Here is a 20,632-nt window from a genome sequence, read left to right on the forward strand (position 1 = left end):
GGGAGTTTTGGTAGTGCGCTGCTTGGGAACCTTGTCAGCCAGGGCGCTGCGCTCGGGGCCCATAGCATTGGCTTGAACCTGCCCGGCATCGGAGCGCCGGGGTCGGATGCCGGCACGGTGCTCGCGAACGCGCTGGCTCACGGGGCATCGGGGTGCGCTGCCGCGAGTGCCACGGGTAGGGACTGCGCAGGTGGTGCAATCGGTGGAGCCACTTCCGCCATCGTTGCACCGCTTGTAGGCGAAGGCCTCAATATCGAAACGAACGGGGATCGGGCCGACCCTGTGAACAGGGCTATAGTGCCGCACTCGCGATGCTCGCAGGGGGAGGTGTATCAGGTGTACTTGGAGCGGATGAAGAAGCAGCGGCCGAGGCGGCACAGAACGAAGCGCTGAATAACTATCTCAGCGTAAAGCAGGAGAAGGGATTAGTCGATTCTCTCAAGTCCTGTTCTGCAGGCGATATCGCTTGCGTCGAGAAATGAACTTTGTACTATGCCGAGGTGAACGCCGAGCAGCGGCAGGCTGCCCGAAAAATTGCGTGCTGGATGGCTGTAAATCCATAGCAGAAGACGCGCGCAGCGCACCCGCTATTGGCAGTTCCGAAATCGCCGCCATTTGCCAGAGTGTAGGTGCGTGCCAGAATCTGCTGAATGGCCTTCAGGCTCAGAACGTATCAGAAGCTGCCAGTGCGCTGAGTTGGTGGAACAGCACGAAGAATGCGCGTATGCAGTGGCTCAGCCAGCAGGCAGCGCAAGGTTCCACCGGTTCCTCTATTCTGGGGCAGATGTCCGCGAACTTGTCGCCGATCGATGTGTCGGGGGAGGTTGCGGGATGGTTGGATCGATCCGTAGTTCGTTTTGGTCGTCAACTAATTCTAAGGTTCCAGTCGAGAATGCATATGGGCATTGGAATAAACACAAGGCAGAATTTCCCGAATACCAGAATGCAGTTCAGTATGTGAGAGGTGCACAATCCTTCGTGGAAAAGCCACCGCCTGGAACGCTGTTCATGGATATCAGAGCAACTTGGAGTACTTTCGTGCACAAGGCCAGTAACAACTGTCGGGTATGTGGTTATGCGCTTGGTTTTCCTCCATGGGGGAGAGATGAAAATTCGCCGACTTGGGCTATATGTCCTTGCTGTGGTACCGAGTTTGGGTACGAAGATTGCACACCTGAAAGCGCTCGAAAGATGCGCCAACGATGGATATCGGCTGGCATGGTTTGGTTCGAAAGAAAGAAGAAGCCACTGGACTGGAGTTTTGACGAGCAATACAAAAAAATACCGCGTGAATTCATATAAATTGCGCGAGCTAACTCTATTTAGACGCACTCCCAGACCCAGTGCTCGCCGGAACAGGGCTTCCGAAATAGGTAGGAAGGAATGGGTCTGCATTTGCCATCGAACTCGAAATTGCATTGCCGCATTGAACGACCTAGTGGCTAGTCAGCTGGAGGCGCCAAGAAACCAACGCGTTGCGGTTAGGCTAGATCATCGCCTAGTGCGGCTTACTGATGGCGAGGGTAGGCCCCGCTCTTTGGTCGGGGTTGTCGTTCTTGACGACATTGCCCCACTGTTGGCTTGGGGGGCGCCTCTCGCTATAACGGCGGCGGCTGTGACGTCCTAGCTGCTATCGCCCCTACCACTAGGACCAGTATCGCCGCCGCGCTTCCCTGAGAACGCATCTCGTCACATAGCGGTATTTCTCCATATCCGGGAACGTCGCTGCGCCTCGTGACATCCATCCCCGTAAACGGACCTGATCCCGCGCATCCCGACGCAGTGGACCCAAGGGTCCCTTCGATGGGAGTTACGACCATGAAACGCATGCTCACAGCCCTAGCGCTGTGCACCGCCACGATCGCCTGGGCACAGTCCCCAACCGACGCCCAAATCGCCGCCATCGTCGTCACAGCCAACCAAGTCGACATCGACGCCGGCGAACTGGCGCGAACGAAGGCGAAGTCCAAGGACGTGAAGGAGTTCGCTGACCTGATGGTCACCGACCACTCCAGCGTCAACCAGTCCGCAATGGACCTGGCCAAGAAACTCGATCTCAAGCCCGAGGACAATCCTACCGCGCAGACCTTGAAGCGTGGAGGGGAAGCAAACATTGCCAAACTGAAGGGGCTCAAGGGTGACGCCTTCGATCGGGCCTATGTCGATCAGGAGGTCGACTACCACCAGGCTGTGCTCAATGCCTTGGACAAGACCCTGGTGCTGAATGCCAGCAATGCCGAATTGAAGGCGCTGCTGGTCAAGGTGCGGCCGGCCTTTGTCGCGCATCTGGAGCATGCGAAGCAGTTGCAAGCCTCGCTGCCGACGAACAAGAACGCGAAGACGAACAAGAAGCGATGAATTGGAGCCGGGGGACCATTCTGGGATCGCTGGTGCTGGCGGCACTATCAATCCGCCGACGCCGGTGGGCAATATCGCCGCGACCATCCAGGCACCCAATCTGAGCATCACGTCGGGTGGCCAGATCCAGAACATCGGCAACGTGATCGGCACAGAGGTGTCGCTGACGGGCGTCAAGCTGATCAACGGCATCACCACGGCCAACACCTACACGCCGCGCGTCAACGCGCCGTCGCAGGTCATTTCGCTGACGCCGCTGACCATGCCGGGGCTCAATCTCGGCGTGCCGCGCGCCGTCGGCAAGATGCCAGCGGCGCCCAGCTTGATGCGGGGCAACGCGCAGCACTGGCCGGCTTCGCGACGTTGCTCGGCGGAGGACTCGGTGCGTTGGTCGGGGTTGATGCACAGGCTGCGGCCTTGGCGGCTAAAAACGAGGCGTTGAACAACGCCGGTGAGCATCCTGCGGACGCAGCAAAGAATGGGGGACTTCTGAGTCGGTTCGTAGAGATTATCAAGACGACGTACGGCGATCCTATAGGCGATGTAGGTCGATGGGTGGGCGACTTCGGAAGGCTAATGGCTCTGAACAGGGGCTGGACTCCACCAACCGACGCAAACAACCAGCAGATTGGAGACGACAGCGGTAATCCCCCTTTGACTGGTGGTGCGGTCGTTACACCTCCACTTGCGCTTTGTTCTCCGCAGGGTTGTGTTGTAATGCACCCCATCGTGTCACCCGGAGTGAGCCCTCCGAGTAACGCGATGCTGTCGAGTGGGGATAGTGACAGTAGCTCGACTACTGGTAGTGCCGAGAGGCAAGAGTCGGTTAAGCCAAACCCGGGTAAAACCACCGTATATATTTCTACGTCGGTAGACGGAAAGACGCAGTACGTTGGAATTACGGATAATGTTCAAGCAAGGTCGGCAGCGCACGCGTCTCAGAAGGGAATTGAGATAGAGCCCATCCCCGGCCTTCAAGGCATCGCTCGCGAGGATGCCCGCGCTGTGGAGCAGGTTCTCATTGAATATAGTGGTCTTGGGAAGAATGGGGGATCGTTGATGAATAGAATTAACAGTATCGCGATGACTAATCCCATATATGCCGAGTCGTTGTATCGTGGGGCAGCTATATTGAAGTCTGTTGGATATTATGGATTTTAATAATGATTAAAGTCGGTGATGTTTTTTCAATAAATACATCTAAGGGCTTGGCATATTTTCAGTTTGTAAAACAAAACAAACTGATGGGGTCGTTGATACGCGTGCTGCCCGGCATACATGGAGAAGAGCCTTCATGCTGGGAGGATTTTGTAGGGCAAAGCACCAACTTTTGGATTTTTTTTCCTGTCTCGGCGGCACTAAAAAAAGGAATCATTAGAAAAGTTGCAAATCATAATGTCCCGGATCATGCTAAGGAGTTTCCGTTATTTCGTGCCGGTGTAAGGCATCCTGAGACTGGGAAGGTGGAAACGTGGTGGTTGTGGGATGGCGAGAAGGAATGGCCCGTCGGGGACATCACCGAAGATGAACGAAAGTTGCCAATACGTGCGTCGTGGAACGACACCATGCTCGTCCAGCGCATTGAGGAAGGGTGGCTTCCTGAAAACGACCCACGCTAGTCGACTGGGGAGTGATAAGACGGCGGCAACTCTGGACGACCGGATTCGATCATGTGAGCGGGTGGAAGATTGTGATCCTACGTGTGGCTCAATCACTAAGGGACGCTACATTCGAAGCCGGGAACCAGTCCTAGTTTTTTTTTAGCGCCTGTGCGCAGGAAACGGAACATCATCCGACGACCTATCGCAATAACTTCAGATCGATATAGACCTGATTCGTCTCCCGGAACGCCGCCGCCCTTCGTGACATCCATCCCCATGAAAGGACCCCATCGCCCACGCCGTCCGTCGCGAGGCCGGCGGGTTCGTTTAATGGAGGAGCGATGCCATGAAACACATCTTGACCGCCCTATCCCTATGCTGCGCCGCGACAATAGGGTGGGCCCAATCTCCTAACGACGCCCAGATCGCGGCCATCGTCGTTACAGCCAATCAAGTCGACATCGACGCCGGCGAACTGGCGCGAACGAAGGCGAAGTCCAAGGACGTGAAGGAATTCGCAGACCTGATGGTCACCGACCACTCCAGCGTCAACCAGTCCGCGATGGACTTGGCCAAGAAGCTCGATCTCAAGCCTGAAGACAGCCCCACCGCCCAGACCCTGAAGCGCGGAGGGCAAGCAAACATCGCCAAACTGAAGGGGCTCAAGGGTGACGCCTTCGATCGGGCCTATGTCGGTCAGGAGGTCGACTACCACCAGGCCGTGCTCAATGCCTTGGACAAGACCCTGGTGCCGAACGCCAGCAATGCCGAATTGAAGGCGCTGCTGGTCAAGGTGCGGCCGGCCTTTGTCGCGCATCTGGAGCATGCGAAGCAGTTGCAAGCTTCGCTGCACAGGAGCAAGACCGTCACCAAGAACAAGAAGCCATGATTCGCAGCCGGGGGACCATCCTGGGATCGCTGGTGATGGCGGCGATCCTTTGCGGCACGGAAGTCGGCGCGGCGACCTATATTGTCACCATCGAGGGCATGGAATTCCGTCCTTCGACATTGGTGCTGCACCGCGGCGATCGCGTCGTCTGGGTCAATCAGGATCTCGTGCCGCATACCGCGACCGCGGCGGACGGTAAGGGCTTCGGTTCCGGCCATATCGCGCCCGGTGCGTCATGGGAGCATGTGGTGCAGGGCGAAGGATCGCTGCCCTATGTCTGCACGCTCCATCCGACCATGCAGGCGGTGCTTGAGGTTCGCAAGCGATGATCCCTTCCAGTGCAACGACGCCCGCTACCGGCCGTCCTCATGACGAAGATCAGGAGTTGGCCCGGCGTATCGCGGCGGGCGATCGCTCGGCGTTCGAGTTGCTGATCCGGCGGAATAACAGGCGCCTGTATCGTCTGGCGCGCGCCGCGCTGCGCGATGATGCGGAAGCCGAGGACGCGTTGCAGGAGGCCTATCTGTCGGCCTATCGCGCGATCGGCGAATTCCGCGGCGACGCGGCACTGGCCACCTGGCTGTCGCGGCTGGTACTGAATCAATGTCTCGGTCGATTGCGCCGCCACGCGCGCCGCGAGAAGGTGATTCCGATGGTGGCTTCATCCGGGGATGACGCTATGGAGAACGACTATCCCGCACCCGACGACGATGCGCCCGACCGGGCGTTCGCGCGTACCGAATTGCGCGGGCTGATCGAGCGTCAGCTGGACCGCTTGCCGAAGGCGTTTCGTCTGGTGTTCGTGATGCGGGAAGTCGAAGAAATGAGCGTGGAGGAGACCGCGCAGTGTCTCGATATTCCGGAGGCCACCGTTCGGAGCCGGCATTTCCGTGCACGAAGTCTGCTGCGGGAAGCGCTGGCTCGCGAGATCGATCTGGCCGGCCGCGATCTGTACGAATTTGGTGGCGTGCGGTGCGATCGGATCGTGGAAGGCGTAATGGCACGTCTCGACCGCCAGATCGCCGGCAAGGCATGAATGGAGGGCCAGAGTCCCCAAAGCCGCAGACAACGCCAACAACAACGCCATCAACAACGCCGCAAGGAACCCAACATGACAACCTCCCTCTGGCGCGGCACCACCAACCCGACAGGATGTCCGATGCTGGTCGAGGACATTCAGACCGACATCGCGATCGTCGGTGGCGGCATTACCGGTGTCAGCCTCGCATGGCGCCTCGTGCAGGCCGGGCGCAGCGTGGTGCTGCTGGAAGCGAATGCCTTGGGCGTCGGAGATACCGGCAATTCCACGGGCAATCTGTATGCGACGGTCAGCAGCGGGTTGCGCGCCATTCGGCAGAAGTGGGGCGACGACGTGGTGCGGCAGGTCACGCAGTCGCGCGGCGAGGCGGTCGATTGGATCGAGGAGCACGTTCATCGCCTCGGCATCGATTGCGCGTTTCGGCGTTGCCCGCTGGTTCGCTATCCGGCGTCGGCCGATGCGCGCGACGGGATCGAGGCCGAGTTCGAGGCGTCGCTGGCCGCCGGCCTACCAATTCGGAGGGAGGGCGCCTTGCCGCCGGGCTTGCCGCACGCCCACGGCGATGCGCTGGTGCTGGAGCAGCAGGCGCAATTCCATCCGCTGGCGTATGTGCTCGCGCTGGCCCGGCATGCCGCCGACAATGGCTGCCGCATCTTCGAGCACTCACCGGTGATCGAGCTGGACCGCTCGCGACAGCTGCTGCGAACGGAGCGCGGCAGCGTCAAGGCGCAGCACATCGTGCTGGCCACCCATTCGCCAAGCGGCTTTCATCTGATGCAGGCCGGCATGGTGCCGCATCGCGAGTATGGGTTGGCCGCGCCATTGGACGGTGATTCGTTTCCGGCCGGGATCTTCTATGCAGAGGGGAGTGAGCGCTTGTCGGTGCGGGGGCTCGACACCACGCAGGGCAACTACCTTGTCTGCGTCGGCCAGACAGCGAAGACCGGTCAGCATGACGCAGCAGCGGCCATGACAAAGCTGGAGGAGTCGGCAAGGCAGCGCCTCGGCATTCAGCAGATTGCCTTTCGCTGGTCGGCACAGAATTTCCCGTCGCCCGATGGCCTGCCCTATATCGGCAAGGACGCGTTCGGCAGCTACGTTGCCACCGGCTTCGCCACCGACGGCTTGACCTACGGCACGCTGGCCGCGGCCATCATCGCGGACCAGATACTCGGGGTCGACAACCGCTGGAGCGAGCTGTACAAGGCGACGCGGCTGACCGCCGTGAAATCGGCGAAGGGCACCGCCGAGGAAGTGGTCAGCATGGGCAAGGCGCTGATCCAGGACTATCTGACGCGCCGGCAGCACGAGCAGCTGCAGACTCTTGCACCGGGAAGCGCCGCGATCGCCGAATTGGAAGGCGAACGCGTCGCGGCCTATCGCGATCCCGCCGGGCGCCTGTTCGCGGTATCGCCCGTCTGCACGCACATGAAATGCATCGTGCATTGGAACGCGGTGGAGACGAGCTGGGACTGTCCCTGCCACGGCAGCCGTTTTGGGCCGGATGGCAGCGTGCTGTCCGGCCCGGCGCTCGCGCCGCTGACGATCAAGCTGGTGCCCGATCAGGAAAGCGGGACCTGAGCCGACGCGGCGGTGCCTGAATCGCCGTCGTTCTGCAGTACGGAAAATGGCGGAAAACCCCAACGTGTCGCGGGCTGGAACAGCCACTAAGATGGACCGGCAGCAGCGAACCCCAAAACAATAGCCGGAGACATCACCATGGATCGACGACAGTTCCTCGGCGCGGCGGCCTGCGCCACCGCGACGCTCGCGGCAGCCGGCCTGGCGCCAAGTGCGTGGGCGGCGGATTGGCCGAGCCGGCCGATTCGGCTGGTGGTCGCCTATCCGCCGGGTGGCGGCACCGACGTGGTGGCGCGCCTGTTTGCCGACTACTTCACCAAAGTCATCGGCCAATCCGTCGTGGTGGAGAACAAGCCCGGCGGTGCGACGATCCCCGCCACGCAGGACGTGATTCGCGCGAAGAACGATGGCCATACGCTGCTGGTGACGCTGGGCTCGTCGGCGACCTCGGGCGCGCATATCAACCGCGTGCCCTACGACCCGCTGACCGATCTGACCGCATTGGCGGAGTTGGGCAAAGCGCCGGTGGTGATGGTGGCGAACAAGGACGCGCCATTCTCGTCGTTGAAGGAATTGATCGCCTGGTCCAAGGCCAATCCGGGCAAGCCGCTGCATTCGGCCTCGTACGGCCCGGGTACCTCGTCGCACTTCGGGCCGCTGCTGTTCAACCGGCTGTCCGGCACGCATATCGAGCCGGTGCTGTACAAGGGCTCCGCCCCGGCCACGCAGGATCTGGTTGGCGGCGTGGTGCCGTTGATGATCGACGGGCTGACGACGGGCGTGCCGCTGTATCAAGCGGGCAAGACCAAGGTGCTGGCCACCACGATTCCGGAGCGGTCCGAGCTCGCGCCGGGTGCGCCGACGTTCCGCGAACTTGGGTTTCCCGAGATGGAGCAGTTGAGCGGGTATTTTGCGCTGTTTGGTCCCAAGGCGATGCCCAAGGAGACCGTTGAAGCGGTATCGGGCGCGGTGCGCAAGGTGCTGGCCGATCCGGCCTACCAAAAGCGCCTGGCCGGCGTCGGCGTGCTGCCGCCGCAAGCTGTCACGCCCGACGCCTTCGCCAACCAGATCAAGACCGATCATGCTCGCTGGGGCAAGTTCATCAAGGACATCGGCTTCAAGATCGACGGAACCTAGGCGCCTGTGCCCGATCCGGCGGGATCGCGGATTTCCCATCCAGGGCGCGGTGCCCTATGCTACGAGCTTTGTGTGCCTGGCAAGGGCCGGTCCGGACCATCCGGCGCCCCTTGCCAGCGCAACGCCAGCCTGGAATCAGAGGAATCCGCCTTGAAGGCCGAAAGCAGCGCGTCCACCGTCGACGACTACCAAAACCTGTTCGATCTCGCGCCAGTCTCGTTGTGGCTGGAAGACTATAGCGACCTGAAACGGCATCTCGATGGCCTTCGGGCCGCCGGCATCGTCGACCTGCGCGCCTACCTGCATGGCTATCCCGACGAGGTGGCCTGTTGTTCGTCGCTGATGCGGATCGTCAATGTCAACCGCCGCACGCTGGAGCTCTACGGGGCCAGGGATCTCGCCGATCTGGTCGGAAATCTGGACAAGGTGTTCCGCGACGACATGTTCGAGCAGCATGTCGAGGAACTGGTGCAGCTGTGGGAGGGGAAGGGGACTTTCTCGGGCCAGTCCGTCAATTACACGCTCGACGGCCAGCGTCTCGATATCCAGTTGTCCGGCCGCGTACTGCCTGGGCACGAAGCGCATTGGGACCGCGTGCTGCTGTCGATCGACGACATCACGCAGCGCCAGCGTGCCGAGCGCGAATTGCGCAATAGCCGGCAATACGCGGTCGGGCTGTTCGAGCATTCCCCGGTGTCGCTGTGGGTAGAGGACTTCAGCGCGGTCAAGGTGCTGATCGATGAGGTTCGCGCGGCGGGCATCACGGACTTCCGTACGTTCCTGAACGTGCATCCCGATTTCGTCGCGCGCTGCATGCAGGAAATCCGCGTGATCGACGTCAACCAGCAGACGCTGCTGATGTTCAGCGCGCCGTCCAAGGCGGTGCTGTACTCGCGTCTGGGCGACGTCTTTCGGGACGAGATGCACCAGCATTTTGCCGAGCAGCTGGTCGACTTGTGGAACGAGAAGCTGTGGCAGCAGCGCGAGATCGTCAACTATGCGCTGGACGGCCGCCAGGTCGACGTGTACATGCAGTGGTCGGTATTTCCCGGTCATGAGGCGGAATGGGACCAGGTGCTGGTGTCGCTGACCGACATCACCGCACGCAAGAAGGCCGAGGCCTACGTCGAATTCCTCGGCAAGCACGACGTGCTGACCAAGCTGTACAACCGCGCCTACTACGAGGACGAGCTGGCGCGGCTTGGCCGCAAGGGCCCGTGGCCGGTCAGCGTGATCGCGGTCGATCTGAACGGACTCAAGCAGGTCAACGACAACCTCGGCCATGCCGATGGCGATGCGCTGCTGCGCCGGGCCGGCGAGGTCCTGAAGAAGGCAGTGGGCGACGGCTTCTGCGTGGCGCGTGTCGGTGGGGACGAGTTCATGGTGTTGCTGCCGGATCGCGACGAGCATGCCGCGGCCTCGGTCGTGGCCCAGATCGAGCAGGTCGTCGAGTTGAACAATCAGTTTTATCCGGGCGCGGCGCTGAACTTCGCCATCGGCGCCGCTACCTGCACGGTCGGCGAGCGCCTGACCGATGCGGTCAAGCAGGCCGACGCGCGCATGTATGCGGCCAAGCGGGCCTACTACGAGAAGCTGCGGGCGGAGCGGGAGCGCCGCCAAGGCTGAGCCCCGTCCCGCGAGGCCGTCGTCAGTCGCGTTCGCCCATCGCGGGGTCCGACACCAGGTCCTTGCCGGTCTCGATGCGTCCGGCGAAGCGGCGGCGGAAGCTGCCTTGCTGGGTGGTCACCGTGAAGTCGTACCAGTTCCCTTGCGATCCGACCGGCCAGTGCTGGTCCAGCTGCTTGCCGGCCGGGACGTCGAAGGTCCACGGACCGTCGTTGCGATAGGCGTTCGGCACCACGGTGAAGGTGCAGGCGCTGGTGCCGGCGTTGATCATCGTCAGATAGACCGCCGCGTTGGCGATGTCGTAGCAGACGCGGATCTCCGGCGCGCTGGCGCCCGCGGTGCCCAGCGTGCTGACGTCGCCGCGGAAGCTGCGGTGAAAGCCATTGGGCCCCAACACGAACAGGTCGTAGCGGCCTTCATCGCTGGCGAACACGTCGTAGCGGCCATCGAGCTGCTTGCCCGGTTCCACGGTGTAGCGGCGCGGCACGCGGTCCAGATGCAGCCGGTCGTAGACGTGAAAGACCGCGGCCGCCGATCCGGTGTTACTGAACAGCAACCACATCGCGCGGTCGCGAGCGTCTTCGCGGCCGCTGACGTGCAGCTCGTACGGCAGCGCGCGCGACGGACGCGTTCCGGTCGCCTGCGCCGGCAGCTGCTGCGCGGTGGTTGCGGGTAGCGGCACCTGCGGCAGTTGCCCCTGGGCGGTGCGGATCGCGTCGGCGCTGGTCTTGTCGCGCGTGGGCAGCGCCGGCAGCGTTTCCGTATTCGGATTGACGAAGTTGAACGCCGTGGTCAGGTCCCCGGCGATTGCGCGGCGGTACGCGCTGATATTCGGTTCCATCACGCCGAAGCGGGCCTCGAGGAAGCGCAGCACCGAGGTGTGATCGAACACCTGCGAGTTGACCCAGCCGCCGCGGCTCCATGGCGATACCACATACATCGGCACGCGCGGGCCCGGACCATAAGGCTTGCCATCGGTGTGATATTCGCCATCGGTTGCCACCGTCGAGGCGCCGGCCAGCGTGCCGTTGTCGAAGGCCGGTGCGCACGGCGGCGGCAGGTGGTCGAAGAAGCCGTCGTTCTCGTCGAAGTTGATCAGCAGCACGGTGCGGCTCCAGACCTCCGGATTGGCGGTCAGCGCGTTGAGCACTTCCTGCGTATACCAGGCACCCTGCACCGGGCTCGATGGTCCGGGATGCTCGGAGTAAGTGGCCGGCGCTACGATCCACGAGACCTGCGGCAGCGTTCCCGCCGCGATATCGTCCTTCAGGGCCTGCAGAAAGCCGCCGTCGGGCATGGTATTGCCGATGCCCTTGATCAGCGGGCTGATCGACTCGTCCGCGGGCGTGTACGGCGGATACGGGCTGCCGTTGGGCTGATTGCCGCGCGCCGCGTTGGCGTCGCGGTATTGCTTGAAGCCGGCCAGCGGGTTGTCGGTGAAGTTGTCCGGCAGGTTCTGGTAGACCTTCCAGCTGACGCCGGCCGCCTGCAGCCGTTCCGGATACGTGGTCCAGCGGTAGCTGATACTGGTTGCATCGAGCGAATCGCCGCGATTGTCGATCACCGGGCCGCCCATCGCGCCGGTCGGATCGTTGGTGCCGGTCCAGTGGAACAGGCGGTTCGGGTTCGTGCCGCCGTGGAACGAGCAGTAGTACGCGTCGCAGATCGTGAACGCGTTGGCCAGCGCGTACTGGAAATCGAGTTCGGCTTCGGTATAGAAGCCCATCGAATGCGGTTCCTTGTACGTCGGCCACTGGTTCATGCGGCCCAGGTCCCAGGCATCCTGCGCATCGGGATAGCTATGCGGCGTGCCGCTGACGCGCTGCGCGTTGCCGGCGCTGCTGTCCAGATGGTAGGGCAGCACGATGCGGCTGACGCCGTTCTCGGTATAGGCTTGCTCGAAGACGTTGCGTCCGCCCGGCAGCGGAATCGGAAAGCGGTCGCCGAAGCCTCGCACGCCCTTCATCGTGCCGAAGTAGTTGTCGAACGAGCGGTTCTCCTGCATCAGGATCACGACGTGCTCGACATCGCGGATGGTACCGGTGGCGTTATTGGCGGGGATGGCGAGGGCGCGGCGAATCGCAGGCGGGAAGGCGGCGAGCGTGGCGGCAGCGGCTGCGCCGGTGCTGGCGATCTTCAGGAATTGACGACGGCTGTTCGATGGCATGGCGAAAGGCGGCTGGGATGGCGGGATGGTACCGGCAGGACGGCGATCGGGAAACCATTGGCGCCGGCGCCCGAGGCAGCGGGGCGACGGACAGCCGAAGCCGGCACCGTATCCGACGCCGATGTCACGGCCATGACGTCGCGATGACAGCGGCCAGTTCGCGACAGGGCAATCGAACGGCATCGGTTCACAGTGTCGTCATGCATAGGCACTAGGCTGGCGGGATTTTCCGGAGCGGGTCCGAAGGGATCCCATCCGGAACCTTTCCCCTCCTTCTCCCACGCCAGCGAAGGTCCCAATGCAAGCCCTGAGAATGACGAGAGCGCTGTTGGCCGTTCTTCTGACCACCGCCGTGCTGACCGCCTGCGGCGGCGACGACGATAACAAGCCGGGCGACACGCCCAAACCGCCGGAGACGCCCAAGCCGGAACTGCGCTGCGCGCCCTGAGCAAGCCGAGCGCGCCTCGCCCCATTGGCACCCGCGCATTCCGCATCCCCGAGCCCTCCGACTCCGACCACTACAACAAACACCAATGACCTCCCGCCGCAGATTCCTGCAGGCGAGCGCGGCTGCCGGCTTCTCGGCCGCCGCGCTGGCCGCCTTTCCCCCGAGCATTCGCCGCGCGCTGGCCATTCCCGCCAACAATGCCACCGGCACCATCATGGACGTGCAGCATGTGGTGATCCTGATGCAGGAGAATCGCTCGTTCGACCACTACTTCGGCACGCTCAGCGGCGTGCGCGGGTTCGGCGACCGCATCACGATTCCGATGCCCAACGGCCGCAAGGTCTGGCAGCAGGAACGCGCCAATGGCACGGTGATCACGCCTTATCACCTGGACGGCACCGCCAACAACGCGCAGCGCGTCGCCGGCACGCCGCACTCGTGGAAGGACAGCCAGGAGGCCTGGGACCACGGCCGCATGTCGCGCTGGCCCGTCGCCAAGACCGATACGTCGATGGGCTATTACAAGGAACAGGAGATCCCGTTCCAGTTTGCGCTGGCCAATGCGTTCACGATCTGCGATGCGTACCACTGTTCGATGCATACCGGCACCGACGCGAATCGGTCGTTCCATCTGACCGGCACCAACGGTCCGGTGCCGCAGAACGTCGCCTTCGTCAACAACGAGTGGGATGCGATCAACGGCATTCCGTCGGACGCCAACATCGGCTACACGTGGAAGACCTATGCCGAGCGGCTGGAAGAGGCCGGCATCAGCTGGATCAGCTACCAGAACATGCCGGACGAGTGGGGCGACAACATGCTTGGCGCCTTCCAGAACTTCCGCCGCGCCAATCTGGCATCGGGCTTTCCGGTGTCCAGCGGCGGAGCCCCGGGCGCGCCGTACAACGACACGGGACAGCCGCTGCCGTATCACGCCTACGATGCGGCGACCGACAATGCCAGCAATCCGCTCTACAAGGGGATCGCCAACACGCTGCCCGGCAGCCAGCCGGACCAGTATCTCGACGCCTTCAAGCGGGACGTGCGCGAAGGCAGGCTGCCGCAGGTATCGTGGATCAACGCCCCGTCGATCTATTGCGAACATCCTGGGCCGTCGAGCCCCGTGCAGGGTTCGTGGTTCCTGCAGGAAGTCCTCGATGCGCTGACCGCCAACCCCGAGGTCTGGAGCAAGACGGTCCTGATCGTCAATTTCGACGAGAACGACGGCTATTTCGATCACGTGCCGTCGCCGTCGGCGCCGTCGCGCAATCCGGACAACACGTACGCCGGCAAGACCACGTTGAGCGAGGAAGACCTGGCGCCAGAGTATTTCACGCAGCCTCCGCCGCAAGGCAGCACCAGCCAGCCGGCGCCGGACGGCCGCGTCTACGGGCCGGGACCGCGCGTTCCGCTTTACGTCATTTCGCCGTGGAGCCGCGGCGGCTGGGTCAATTCGCAGGTGTTCGACCACACCTCGGTACTGCGCTTTCTCGAGGCGCGCTTCGGCGTGCAGGAGCCGAACATCAGCCCATTCCGGCGCGCGGTGTGCGGCGATCTGACCAGTGCCTTCAATTTCAAGACGCCCAATACCGAAGCCCTGCCCACGCTCGCGGGGCGCACCACGCGCGATGCCGCCGACGCGCTGCGGGCCGCGCAGCAGCGGCTGCCTGCCGTGCCGGTGCCGCGCGACATGGCGCTGCCGCTGCAGGCACCGGGCACGCGCCCGTCGCGCGCGCTGCCGTACGAGCTTCACACCAGCGCGCGTTGCCATCCGTCCGGCCAGGTCGAGCTGCTGTTCGCGAATACCGGCACGCAGGCCGCCGTGTTCCATGTATATGACGTCCACAAGCTGGACCGGATTCCGCGCCGCTATATGGTCGAGGCCGGCAAGACGCTGTCCGATGCCTGGAACGCGGGGTCCGACAATTTCGGCCGATACGATCTGTGGGTGCTCGGCCCCAACGGCTATCACCGCCACTTCAAGGGCGATCTGAATCGGCTCGGCGGGACGCAGGCCGCGCCGGAGATCCGCGTCTGCTACGACATCGCCAACGGCGACGTCTACGTGGACCTGCTCAATCCGGGCACCGCGGCCTGTCAGTTCAGCATCGCGCCCCTGGCGTATCGCAACGACGGTCCCTGGCAGGTCGACGTCGCCGCGGGCGGCACGGCCTCGCGGCACTGGTCGCTGGCTGACAGCGGTCAGTGGTACGACTTTGCGGTGACATGCAGCAGCGATCCGGCCTTCTATCGGCGCTTTGCCGGCCGCGTCGAGACCGGGCGGCATACGGTCAGCGACCCGGCGATGGGCGATGTTTGACGGCCGCCGATCAGTCGTCCGAGGCGATGGGTGTCGGCGGCTGGTCCGTGGCTTCCTTCACCCATCGCCACAAAATTGCCCGGCTGAAGCCAGTTGCTCTGGCTCAGTCCTACATCAGAGAGGCCTCAGGCTGAAAACGTTACAATAGCCTGCTACGCAACTGGGGTCGCGCAAATCAATGGCAACTCTAAAGAAGGCTATTAAGGAGTTTTGGCTACCATTCCTGGTTGCCATTGCTTGGACGTTATATAACCTTAGCCAAGACAATGGTTGGTCGATTCAAACAACATTCAATGTATTCGGCCCGACTTTCTTTTTAGTCAGTTGGGCCACTGGTCAATTCTTTCGTATCCGAAAACAAGCCAAGGACGAGCAGTCTTTCGCTTCTATACAACAACGGCTATCCCATCTTGTCACAGAGGTTGAAGACAGGACTGAGCGGCTTCTCGCCTACACAGTGGGGGATAGAGGCGTTGCATATTTTTGCCCTGGGTTTAATGTTGTCGACCCGAATGTGATGGACCTCACACTGGTCAATGACTCTGAGTATCCCGCCTTCGATCTTCATGCAGAGTTGATCGATCTGGATGAGCCTATAGTGCCAGAGGAAGGCCGCCTTTGGACGCGACACCAATTTGCGCTTCCGCATCTATTTCCGCACAAAGCATTCATGAATGCCTATCGCATACCAGTGGCGGGGAGGGCGCGGCTGCGCGTCAACGTGTTTCTCTGGACTCGAGGGGCCCAGGTGACGCAGCTACTCAGAATAGAGTTTAGAGACGGCCGAAGATACATGGCGGAACGACGTAGCATCGACGGGACGGTCACGCATGAGGACGTTGATCCGGACTATCCGGGATACGATGGGCGATCCACCGCAACAGTGTTCGACTAGCTTCGGAGAGCTCCACCTCAAGAGGCCATTCGCCCGCGTAGTTTTTCAGCTGTGATGCCCGCTGCAGGACTTTTGCCAGTTCGCGCGGAAAACGGCGATTGATTCTCCACGGTACCGGAGATGTGGTCGATCCTGTTGCCGTAGGGAACGGGAGTTTTCGCTCCCCGCGATTGGAATGGCTCCACCACGCTGGCGGCCACGATCCGATGTTCGCGCTCGCAGTACGCCCATACGAATGCGCCTTATGCCGCCGTAGTCGTAGCTGCGCTGTTCGAACGATTGAGTCCTCCGCCTGCGTTATCCGGCCGGTTGGAAAATCCGGAAGTAATCTGGATAGGCCGCACACTCGCGGACGGTAAAACCCGCTTCTACCAGATTTTTTTCGCCATAGGGTACGGATCGACTTTAGATCCGTTACACGTGCAACCTCGCGAACGCATCCAGACCTACATCTTCTTGGTGGTCTACCAAACCCAGAGCCTCTACGATGGAATCCGCCATGTCGTCCTTACCTCCCCGTTCGCCGGGCGGCGGATTCAGTCGCCTATTCACGGCTCCAGCGATAAGATCGGCCAACTGGACCAGAATACTGTGGTGAGAACGGACTGAAACAACAGAATCGACATTTGCGCCACCGCCAAACACATCGGCATAACGCCTTGCAACAGCGGCTTTCAAATCGCTCCGGCCAATTTCATCAAGAGAAGGCTCCTCGTCGAGAGTCATCGTAACCGTCACAGGCAGCGCCACGCGGCCATTTTGTACCTCGTGTTCAAGGCCCCTTACTAGCATGTACTCGTGCAAACGAGCAATGATGTTCTCGACAGTTCGTTGTGAACCTTCGCGTTCGAAAGAAATGATCTTAAAACTTAGAAATTCCCGGTGATTAGCAATGACATCAAGTAGGCCTTGCAGAATGGGTGCGTCCTTATTTCCGAGCCTTGCGAAGTGAATCTCTCGGTTGGCCCATGGGGTCGCCTTCTTCCAATTCTGAACTGCATTTGATACGTCGAAGACGGCACGCCCGGCCAAAGCCCATACTGCCGCGACGGTGACATATCGCTGTGTCTTACCTGTTTCGTCCGCGAAAACTTGGATGACACCACGGGAGGCGGCGTCTGCGATCACGTCTGCCTCCATCGCTTCTTCGTTCCGCCGTCGATAACGCCTCACCTCATCGTCAGCCAAGAACAAGCCATACTCGTTCTGAATCTTCGCTCGGGCACGAACGATTAGGTGGAAACGCTCGAGCTTAAAGAGGTTCTGGGGCAAGATGCCATGGCGACTATAAAGATCCGGCTGGAACTGCTCCCAGTACTTGATCGCCAGCGTAACGTCGCTATTACGCGCATCTTTGTACAGGTTCAATATGAATGCGACTCGCGTTCGCGTGGTGCGAAAATCGCCAGCCGCAAGTGATGACAACAGAGCGGCCTTCTCTTTCTCAGTCTTAACCAGCTTGCTGTTGACGGTATCTGCGTCTCCCGCTGGCTGAGCAAACAGGTTCACTTTCGGTACAACATCGTGTTCGCCGGCATCTCTCTCCGCTGCCATTTCATTCCCCATGCGGCTATATCCTAAGATCGAATAGTAATGCGAGAGAAACCGGCGAGGGAAATCGACAAATCCCAACTTCGGTAGGGGTTGATAGAAGAGCCCCATCGCTGCCCGACCTGCGGACACTGGCCGCGCGTGGTGTGCCGAGCTTTGCAGCGACTCCTGGGTAGGCCTGCTGGCGCCGGCCAATACGCCGAAGGAGATCGTCGACAAGCTGGCGCGCGAGCTCAATGCGGTGGTCAACATGCCGGACACCCGGGAGCGTTTGGCGACGCTCGGTATCGTGCCGTCCGGCAATACCTCGGAGGCGTTCGCCAGCGAGATCCAGAACGATCTGAAGAAATACAGCGAGATCGTCAAGACCGCGAAGATTCGCGTGCAGTGAGGCCGTGGGCGTTGGCAAAACGATCGGTGGCCGCAATCAGCCGATCAAGAATGCCCGGCTCCGACCACGCATGGCCGGCACCCTCGATCAGATGAAAATCCGCCTGCGGCCACGCCTGGTGCAGCGCATAGGCATAGCGCGCCGGGCAGGGCATGTCATAGCGGCCATGCACGATGACGCCGGGGATATCGGCCAGCTTGTGCGCATCGCGCAGCAGCTGGCCTTCTTCCAGCCAGCAGCGGTGCGTGAAGTAGTGGTTCTCCAGCCGGGCAAAAGCGAGCGCGAAATGGCCGTCGTCGTGCTTGGCGCTGATCGCCGGATCGGGCAGCAACGTAATGGTCTCGGCTTCCCACACGCTCCAGGCGCGCGCGGCTTCGATCTGCCTGTCCTTGTCGTCGCCGGTCAGCAGCTTGCGATAGGCCGCCATCATGTTGCCGCGCTCCGCCTCCGGCACCGGCGCCTGAAATCGCGCCCACTTGTCGGGGAACATCTCGGACACGCCGTATTGGTAGTACCAGTCGAGCTCGGCCTGCGACACCGTGTAGATGCCTCGCAGCACGAGCTCGCTGACCCGTTCGGGATGCTTCTGGGCATAGGCCAGTGCCAGCGTCGAGCCCCAGGAACCGCCGAACACCAGCCAGCGTTCCGCGCCAGCCAGCCTGCGCAGGCGTTCGATATCGTCGACCAGATGCCAGGTGGTATTGGCTTCAAGGCCCGCATGCGGCGTCGAGCGGCCGCAGCCCCGCTGATCGAACAGCATTACGTCATAGCGAGACGGATCGAACAGCCGGCGATGGTCCGGCGAGATGCCGCCACCCGGCCCGCCGTGCAGGAATACGGCCGGCTTGCCACCGGGCCTGCCGACACGCTCGTAGTAGATGACGTGGCCATCGCCGACATCGAGTGTGCCGGTTTCGTAGGGTTCGATTTCGGGGTAGAGCGTACGCAGCGTGGGCATGGGTGCGGTCTCCGTATGGGAATACCGCAGTGTACCGGTGCCGAAACGCGACGACAGGCGGGAGGGATCAGGCCACGGGCGCAGCGAGCCAGATCAGCAGCGCGCCCGCTGCGATCAGCACAAAGCCCGACAGGCGGGCCACGTGCAGGCCGGCCGGTCCGACCTTTTCGAGCAGCACCAGCAGGGTCAGCGCGGCCACCCAGACCAGGTTCATCACGCCGGTGACGAACAGCACTCCCATCAGCGCCCAGCAGCAGCCCAGGCAAAACGCGCCATGACGCATGCCCATCGTCAGCGCGCCACGCTTGCCGTCGCGCCAGTTCGTCATCAGGAAACCGAGCGGGCTGCGGCAGTGGGTCAGGCAGGCCCGCTTCAGCGGCGTCAGCTGGTAGAGCCCTGCCAGGCAAAGAATCGCACCCGCAGCCACGCGGCTCGATACCGCCATCGCCGGCGACAGCAGCAGAGCCTCGTGCAGCGCCCATTGCATCAGCGTCATCACGGCGCTGAAGCCTGCCCAGATGGCCAGATAGCCGATGCCGAAGCACAGCACCGTCGCCGGCAGCCTGCGGCCCTCGCGTCGCCGTTGCAGCCCGGTGTAGACCAGCATCACCGGCGCGGCGGCCGGGGCCATCATGCCGATCATCATGACGACCCACATCGCGAACGTGTAGAACAGGTCCGCGGTCGCCCAAGGCATCGGCATCGCCATGCCCATGCCGGCCATCATCGCATCGTGGCCGGCGGTCGGCGCCATCGAGCGGTGCAGATGGATCAGATAAGCCCACGCCAGCGCGGCGATGACCAGCATGCAGCCCCAGACCATCAGGCGGTCGCGCTGCGGCAGTCCGCCATAGCGGCCGGCGTCCGGCAGCGGCACCGCGCCGGCGGGTTCAGGCTCCCTGCCAGGAGAACGGGGCATATTGGCCATTGTTGCGGCCGCTGTCGTCGTCCCAGGCCATGCCGAGCGCGTGGACGTGGCTGCGTGCGGGGCGCGCCAGCGCGACGCGGTCTGCAGCGGGGTGGCCGGTGTTATCCAGATGGATCGGCTCGGTGGCATTTGGATTGATGCCCATCACGCCTTCGGCGCCCATGTCGACGAGGTTCGGCGCGGTGACGGACCACGTTTTGTCGTTGCGATCGAAGCGGATTTCCGCCGATTCGACGCCCTCGAAGGAGCCGACCAGCGGCGACAGCGCCGCCATCGGGCCGCCCGCGGCACCGCTGGCGATCGCGGTGATCGCGTCGCGCTGCGATTCGCTGGCGCGCTCGTCGACGATCACGCCGACGGACCAGTTGCCCTTGCCCATCTCCTCCGGTGTCGAGCCCAGCACGATAAAGCCGAGGCCATCGAGCGAGGTCTCGCCGTAGCGGCCCTGCTCGATCTGAAAGCCCATGGCGAAGATGCAGTGCCCCTTGGTGGGCGGCACTGCCAACTGCCCGGGCAGACAGGGGCAGATGAAGTCGCAGTTGCAGGTCTCGTAATACTGACCTTTGATGTTCCAGTTGGGCGTGGCCATGGTTTGCCTCCTTTCCTTGCGTCCCGGACCGCACTCACGTGCTGCGGTGGATCGGGCGATACCCGGCGTCTCGGTGCCGCGAGTACCGATGCACTGGAATATAGGTGAGGGGGCGCCGAATGCTGGCATGGTCGGCAAAGTCAGTGTTTTTTGC

The 20,632-nt window shown here is 62.2% G+C and carries 18 protein-coding genes and 1 pseudogene; 14 read left to right on the forward strand and 5 right to left on the reverse strand.

All coding sequences use genetic code 11. The features are described 5' to 3' along the window. The first annotated feature begins 18 nt into the window (after positions 1-18). The 11 genes and pseudogenes from HTY53_RS24055 (at position 19) to HTY53_RS24100 (ending at position 10,231) form a co-directional block, all read left to right on the forward strand. Positions 19-393, forward strand: a complete 375-nt coding sequence (locus HTY53_RS24055) for a DUF637 domain-containing protein (protein WP_254600104.1) — start codon at positions 19-21, stop codon at positions 391-393. Then, positions 312-482: a VENN motif pre-toxin domain-containing protein gene (locus tag HTY53_RS25105; protein ID WP_368041069.1), complete on the forward strand. Its 171-nt coding sequence runs from the start codon at positions 312-314 to the stop codon at positions 480-482. The genes HTY53_RS24055 and HTY53_RS25105 overlap by 82 nt, the downstream gene beginning before the upstream one ends. A 1,336-nt stretch (positions 483-1,818) precedes the next feature. Beyond that, complete coding sequence (locus tag HTY53_RS24060; protein WP_174109109.1) at positions 1,819-2,358, forward strand: DUF4142 domain-containing protein; 540 nt, start codon at positions 1,819-1,821, stop codon at positions 2,356-2,358. 34 nt (positions 2,359-2,392) lie between these two features. Beyond that, a pseudogene (locus tag HTY53_RS25170) lies at positions 2,393-2,663 on the forward strand (hypothetical protein); the annotation flags it as partial. Between the two features lie 858 nt (positions 2,664-3,521). Beyond that, the gene (locus HTY53_RS24070; protein WP_174109110.1) at positions 3,522-3,977 is read left to right on the forward strand and encodes a hypothetical protein; all 456 of its coding nucleotides are present in this window, start codon (positions 3,522-3,524) and stop codon (positions 3,975-3,977) included. A 328-nt stretch (positions 3,978-4,305) separates the two neighbouring features. Continuing rightward, a complete protein-coding gene (locus tag HTY53_RS24075; RefSeq protein ID WP_174109111.1) occupies positions 4,306-4,848 on the forward strand; it encodes a DUF4142 domain-containing protein in 543 nt (180 codons plus the stop codon). 35 nt (positions 4,849-4,883) lie between these two features. Then, positions 4,884-5,177, forward strand: a complete 294-nt coding sequence (locus HTY53_RS24080; RefSeq protein ID WP_174109112.1) for a cupredoxin domain-containing protein — start codon at positions 4,884-4,886, stop codon at positions 5,175-5,177. After that, complete coding sequence (locus HTY53_RS24085; RefSeq protein WP_174109113.1) at positions 5,174-5,884, forward strand: RNA polymerase sigma factor; 711 nt, start codon at positions 5,174-5,176, stop codon at positions 5,882-5,884. Before HTY53_RS24080 ends, HTY53_RS24085 begins: the two co-directional genes overlap by 4 nt. A gap of 75 nt (positions 5,885-5,959) precedes the next feature. Beyond that, complete coding sequence (locus HTY53_RS24090) at positions 5,960-7,468, forward strand: FAD-dependent oxidoreductase (RefSeq protein WP_254600102.1); 1,509 nt, start codon at positions 5,960-5,962, stop codon at positions 7,466-7,468. 138 nt (positions 7,469-7,606) lie between these two features. Next, positions 7,607-8,605 (forward strand): Bug family tripartite tricarboxylate transporter substrate binding protein, encoded by a 999-nt coding sequence (locus HTY53_RS24095; protein WP_174109114.1) that lies wholly within the window; start codon positions 7,607-7,609, stop codon positions 8,603-8,605. A 150-nt stretch (positions 8,606-8,755) separates the two neighbouring features. Further along, positions 8,756-10,231, forward strand: coding sequence for a sensor domain-containing diguanylate cyclase (locus HTY53_RS24100; protein WP_174109115.1), 1,476 nt, complete (start codon positions 8,756-8,758; stop codon positions 10,229-10,231). A gap of 22 nt (positions 10,232-10,253) precedes the next feature. Here HTY53_RS24100 and HTY53_RS24105 read toward each other — a convergent pair whose 3' ends face one another. Continuing rightward, the gene (locus tag HTY53_RS24105) at positions 10,254-12,398 is read right to left on the reverse strand and encodes a phosphocholine-specific phospholipase C (RefSeq protein ID WP_174109116.1); all 2,145 of its coding nucleotides are present in this window, start codon (positions 12,396-12,398) and stop codon (positions 10,254-10,256) included. 533 nt (positions 12,399-12,931) lie between these two features. Between HTY53_RS24105 and HTY53_RS24110 the strand changes: the two genes are divergently transcribed. Together HTY53_RS24110 and HTY53_RS24115 are read left to right on the forward strand one after the other, a co-directional pair. Continuing rightward, positions 12,932-15,166 carry a phosphocholine-specific phospholipase C gene (locus HTY53_RS24110; RefSeq protein WP_174109117.1) on the forward strand — a complete coding sequence of 745 codons (2,235 nt, stop codon included), beginning with the start codon at positions 12,932-12,934 and terminating at the stop codon, positions 15,164-15,166. A 178-nt stretch (positions 15,167-15,344) separates the two neighbouring features. Then, positions 15,345-16,061 carry a hypothetical protein gene (locus HTY53_RS24115; RefSeq protein WP_174109118.1) on the forward strand — a complete coding sequence of 239 codons (717 nt, stop codon included), beginning with the start codon at positions 15,345-15,347 and terminating at the stop codon, positions 16,059-16,061. 414 nt (positions 16,062-16,475) lie between these two features. Here the strand turns inward: HTY53_RS24115 and HTY53_RS24120 are convergent, their stop codons facing one another. Continuing rightward, the gene (locus tag HTY53_RS24120; protein ID WP_254600103.1) at positions 16,476-17,864 is read right to left on the reverse strand and encodes a DUF3800 domain-containing protein; all 1,389 of its coding nucleotides are present in this window, start codon (positions 17,862-17,864) and stop codon (positions 16,476-16,478) included. On the opposite strand from HTY53_RS24120, the gene HTY53_RS24865 reads away from it, so the two are divergent. After that, entirely contained in the window at positions 17,833-18,003 is a 171-nt protein-coding gene (locus HTY53_RS24865; protein WP_254600105.1) for a hypothetical protein, read from the forward strand. The genes HTY53_RS24120 and HTY53_RS24865 overlap by 32 nt on opposite strands. Here HTY53_RS24865 and pip read toward each other — a convergent pair. From pip to HTY53_RS24140, 3 genes are all read right to left on the reverse strand, one after another. Next, a complete protein-coding gene (pip, locus tag HTY53_RS24130; RefSeq protein ID WP_174109120.1) occupies positions 17,975-18,961 on the reverse strand; it encodes a prolyl aminopeptidase in 987 nt (328 codons plus the stop codon). The two genes, HTY53_RS24865 and pip, sit on opposite strands and share 29 nt — an antisense overlap. A 67-nt stretch (positions 18,962-19,028) precedes the next feature. Further along, the gene (locus HTY53_RS24135; protein ID WP_217435740.1) at positions 19,029-19,880 is read right to left on the reverse strand and encodes a DUF2182 domain-containing protein; all 852 of its coding nucleotides are present in this window, start codon (positions 19,878-19,880) and stop codon (positions 19,029-19,031) included. Continuing rightward, complete coding sequence (locus tag HTY53_RS24140) at positions 19,852-20,478, reverse strand: DUF1326 domain-containing protein (RefSeq protein WP_174109121.1); 627 nt, start codon at positions 20,476-20,478, stop codon at positions 19,852-19,854. The genes HTY53_RS24135 and HTY53_RS24140 overlap by 29 nt, the downstream gene beginning before the upstream one ends. Positions 20,479-20,632: the final 154 nt, after the last annotated feature.

It is taken from the genome of Cupriavidus gilardii (assembly GCF_013314895.1).
Classification (GTDB): Bacteria; Pseudomonadota; Gammaproteobacteria; order Burkholderiales; family Burkholderiaceae; genus Cupriavidus; species Cupriavidus gilardii_C.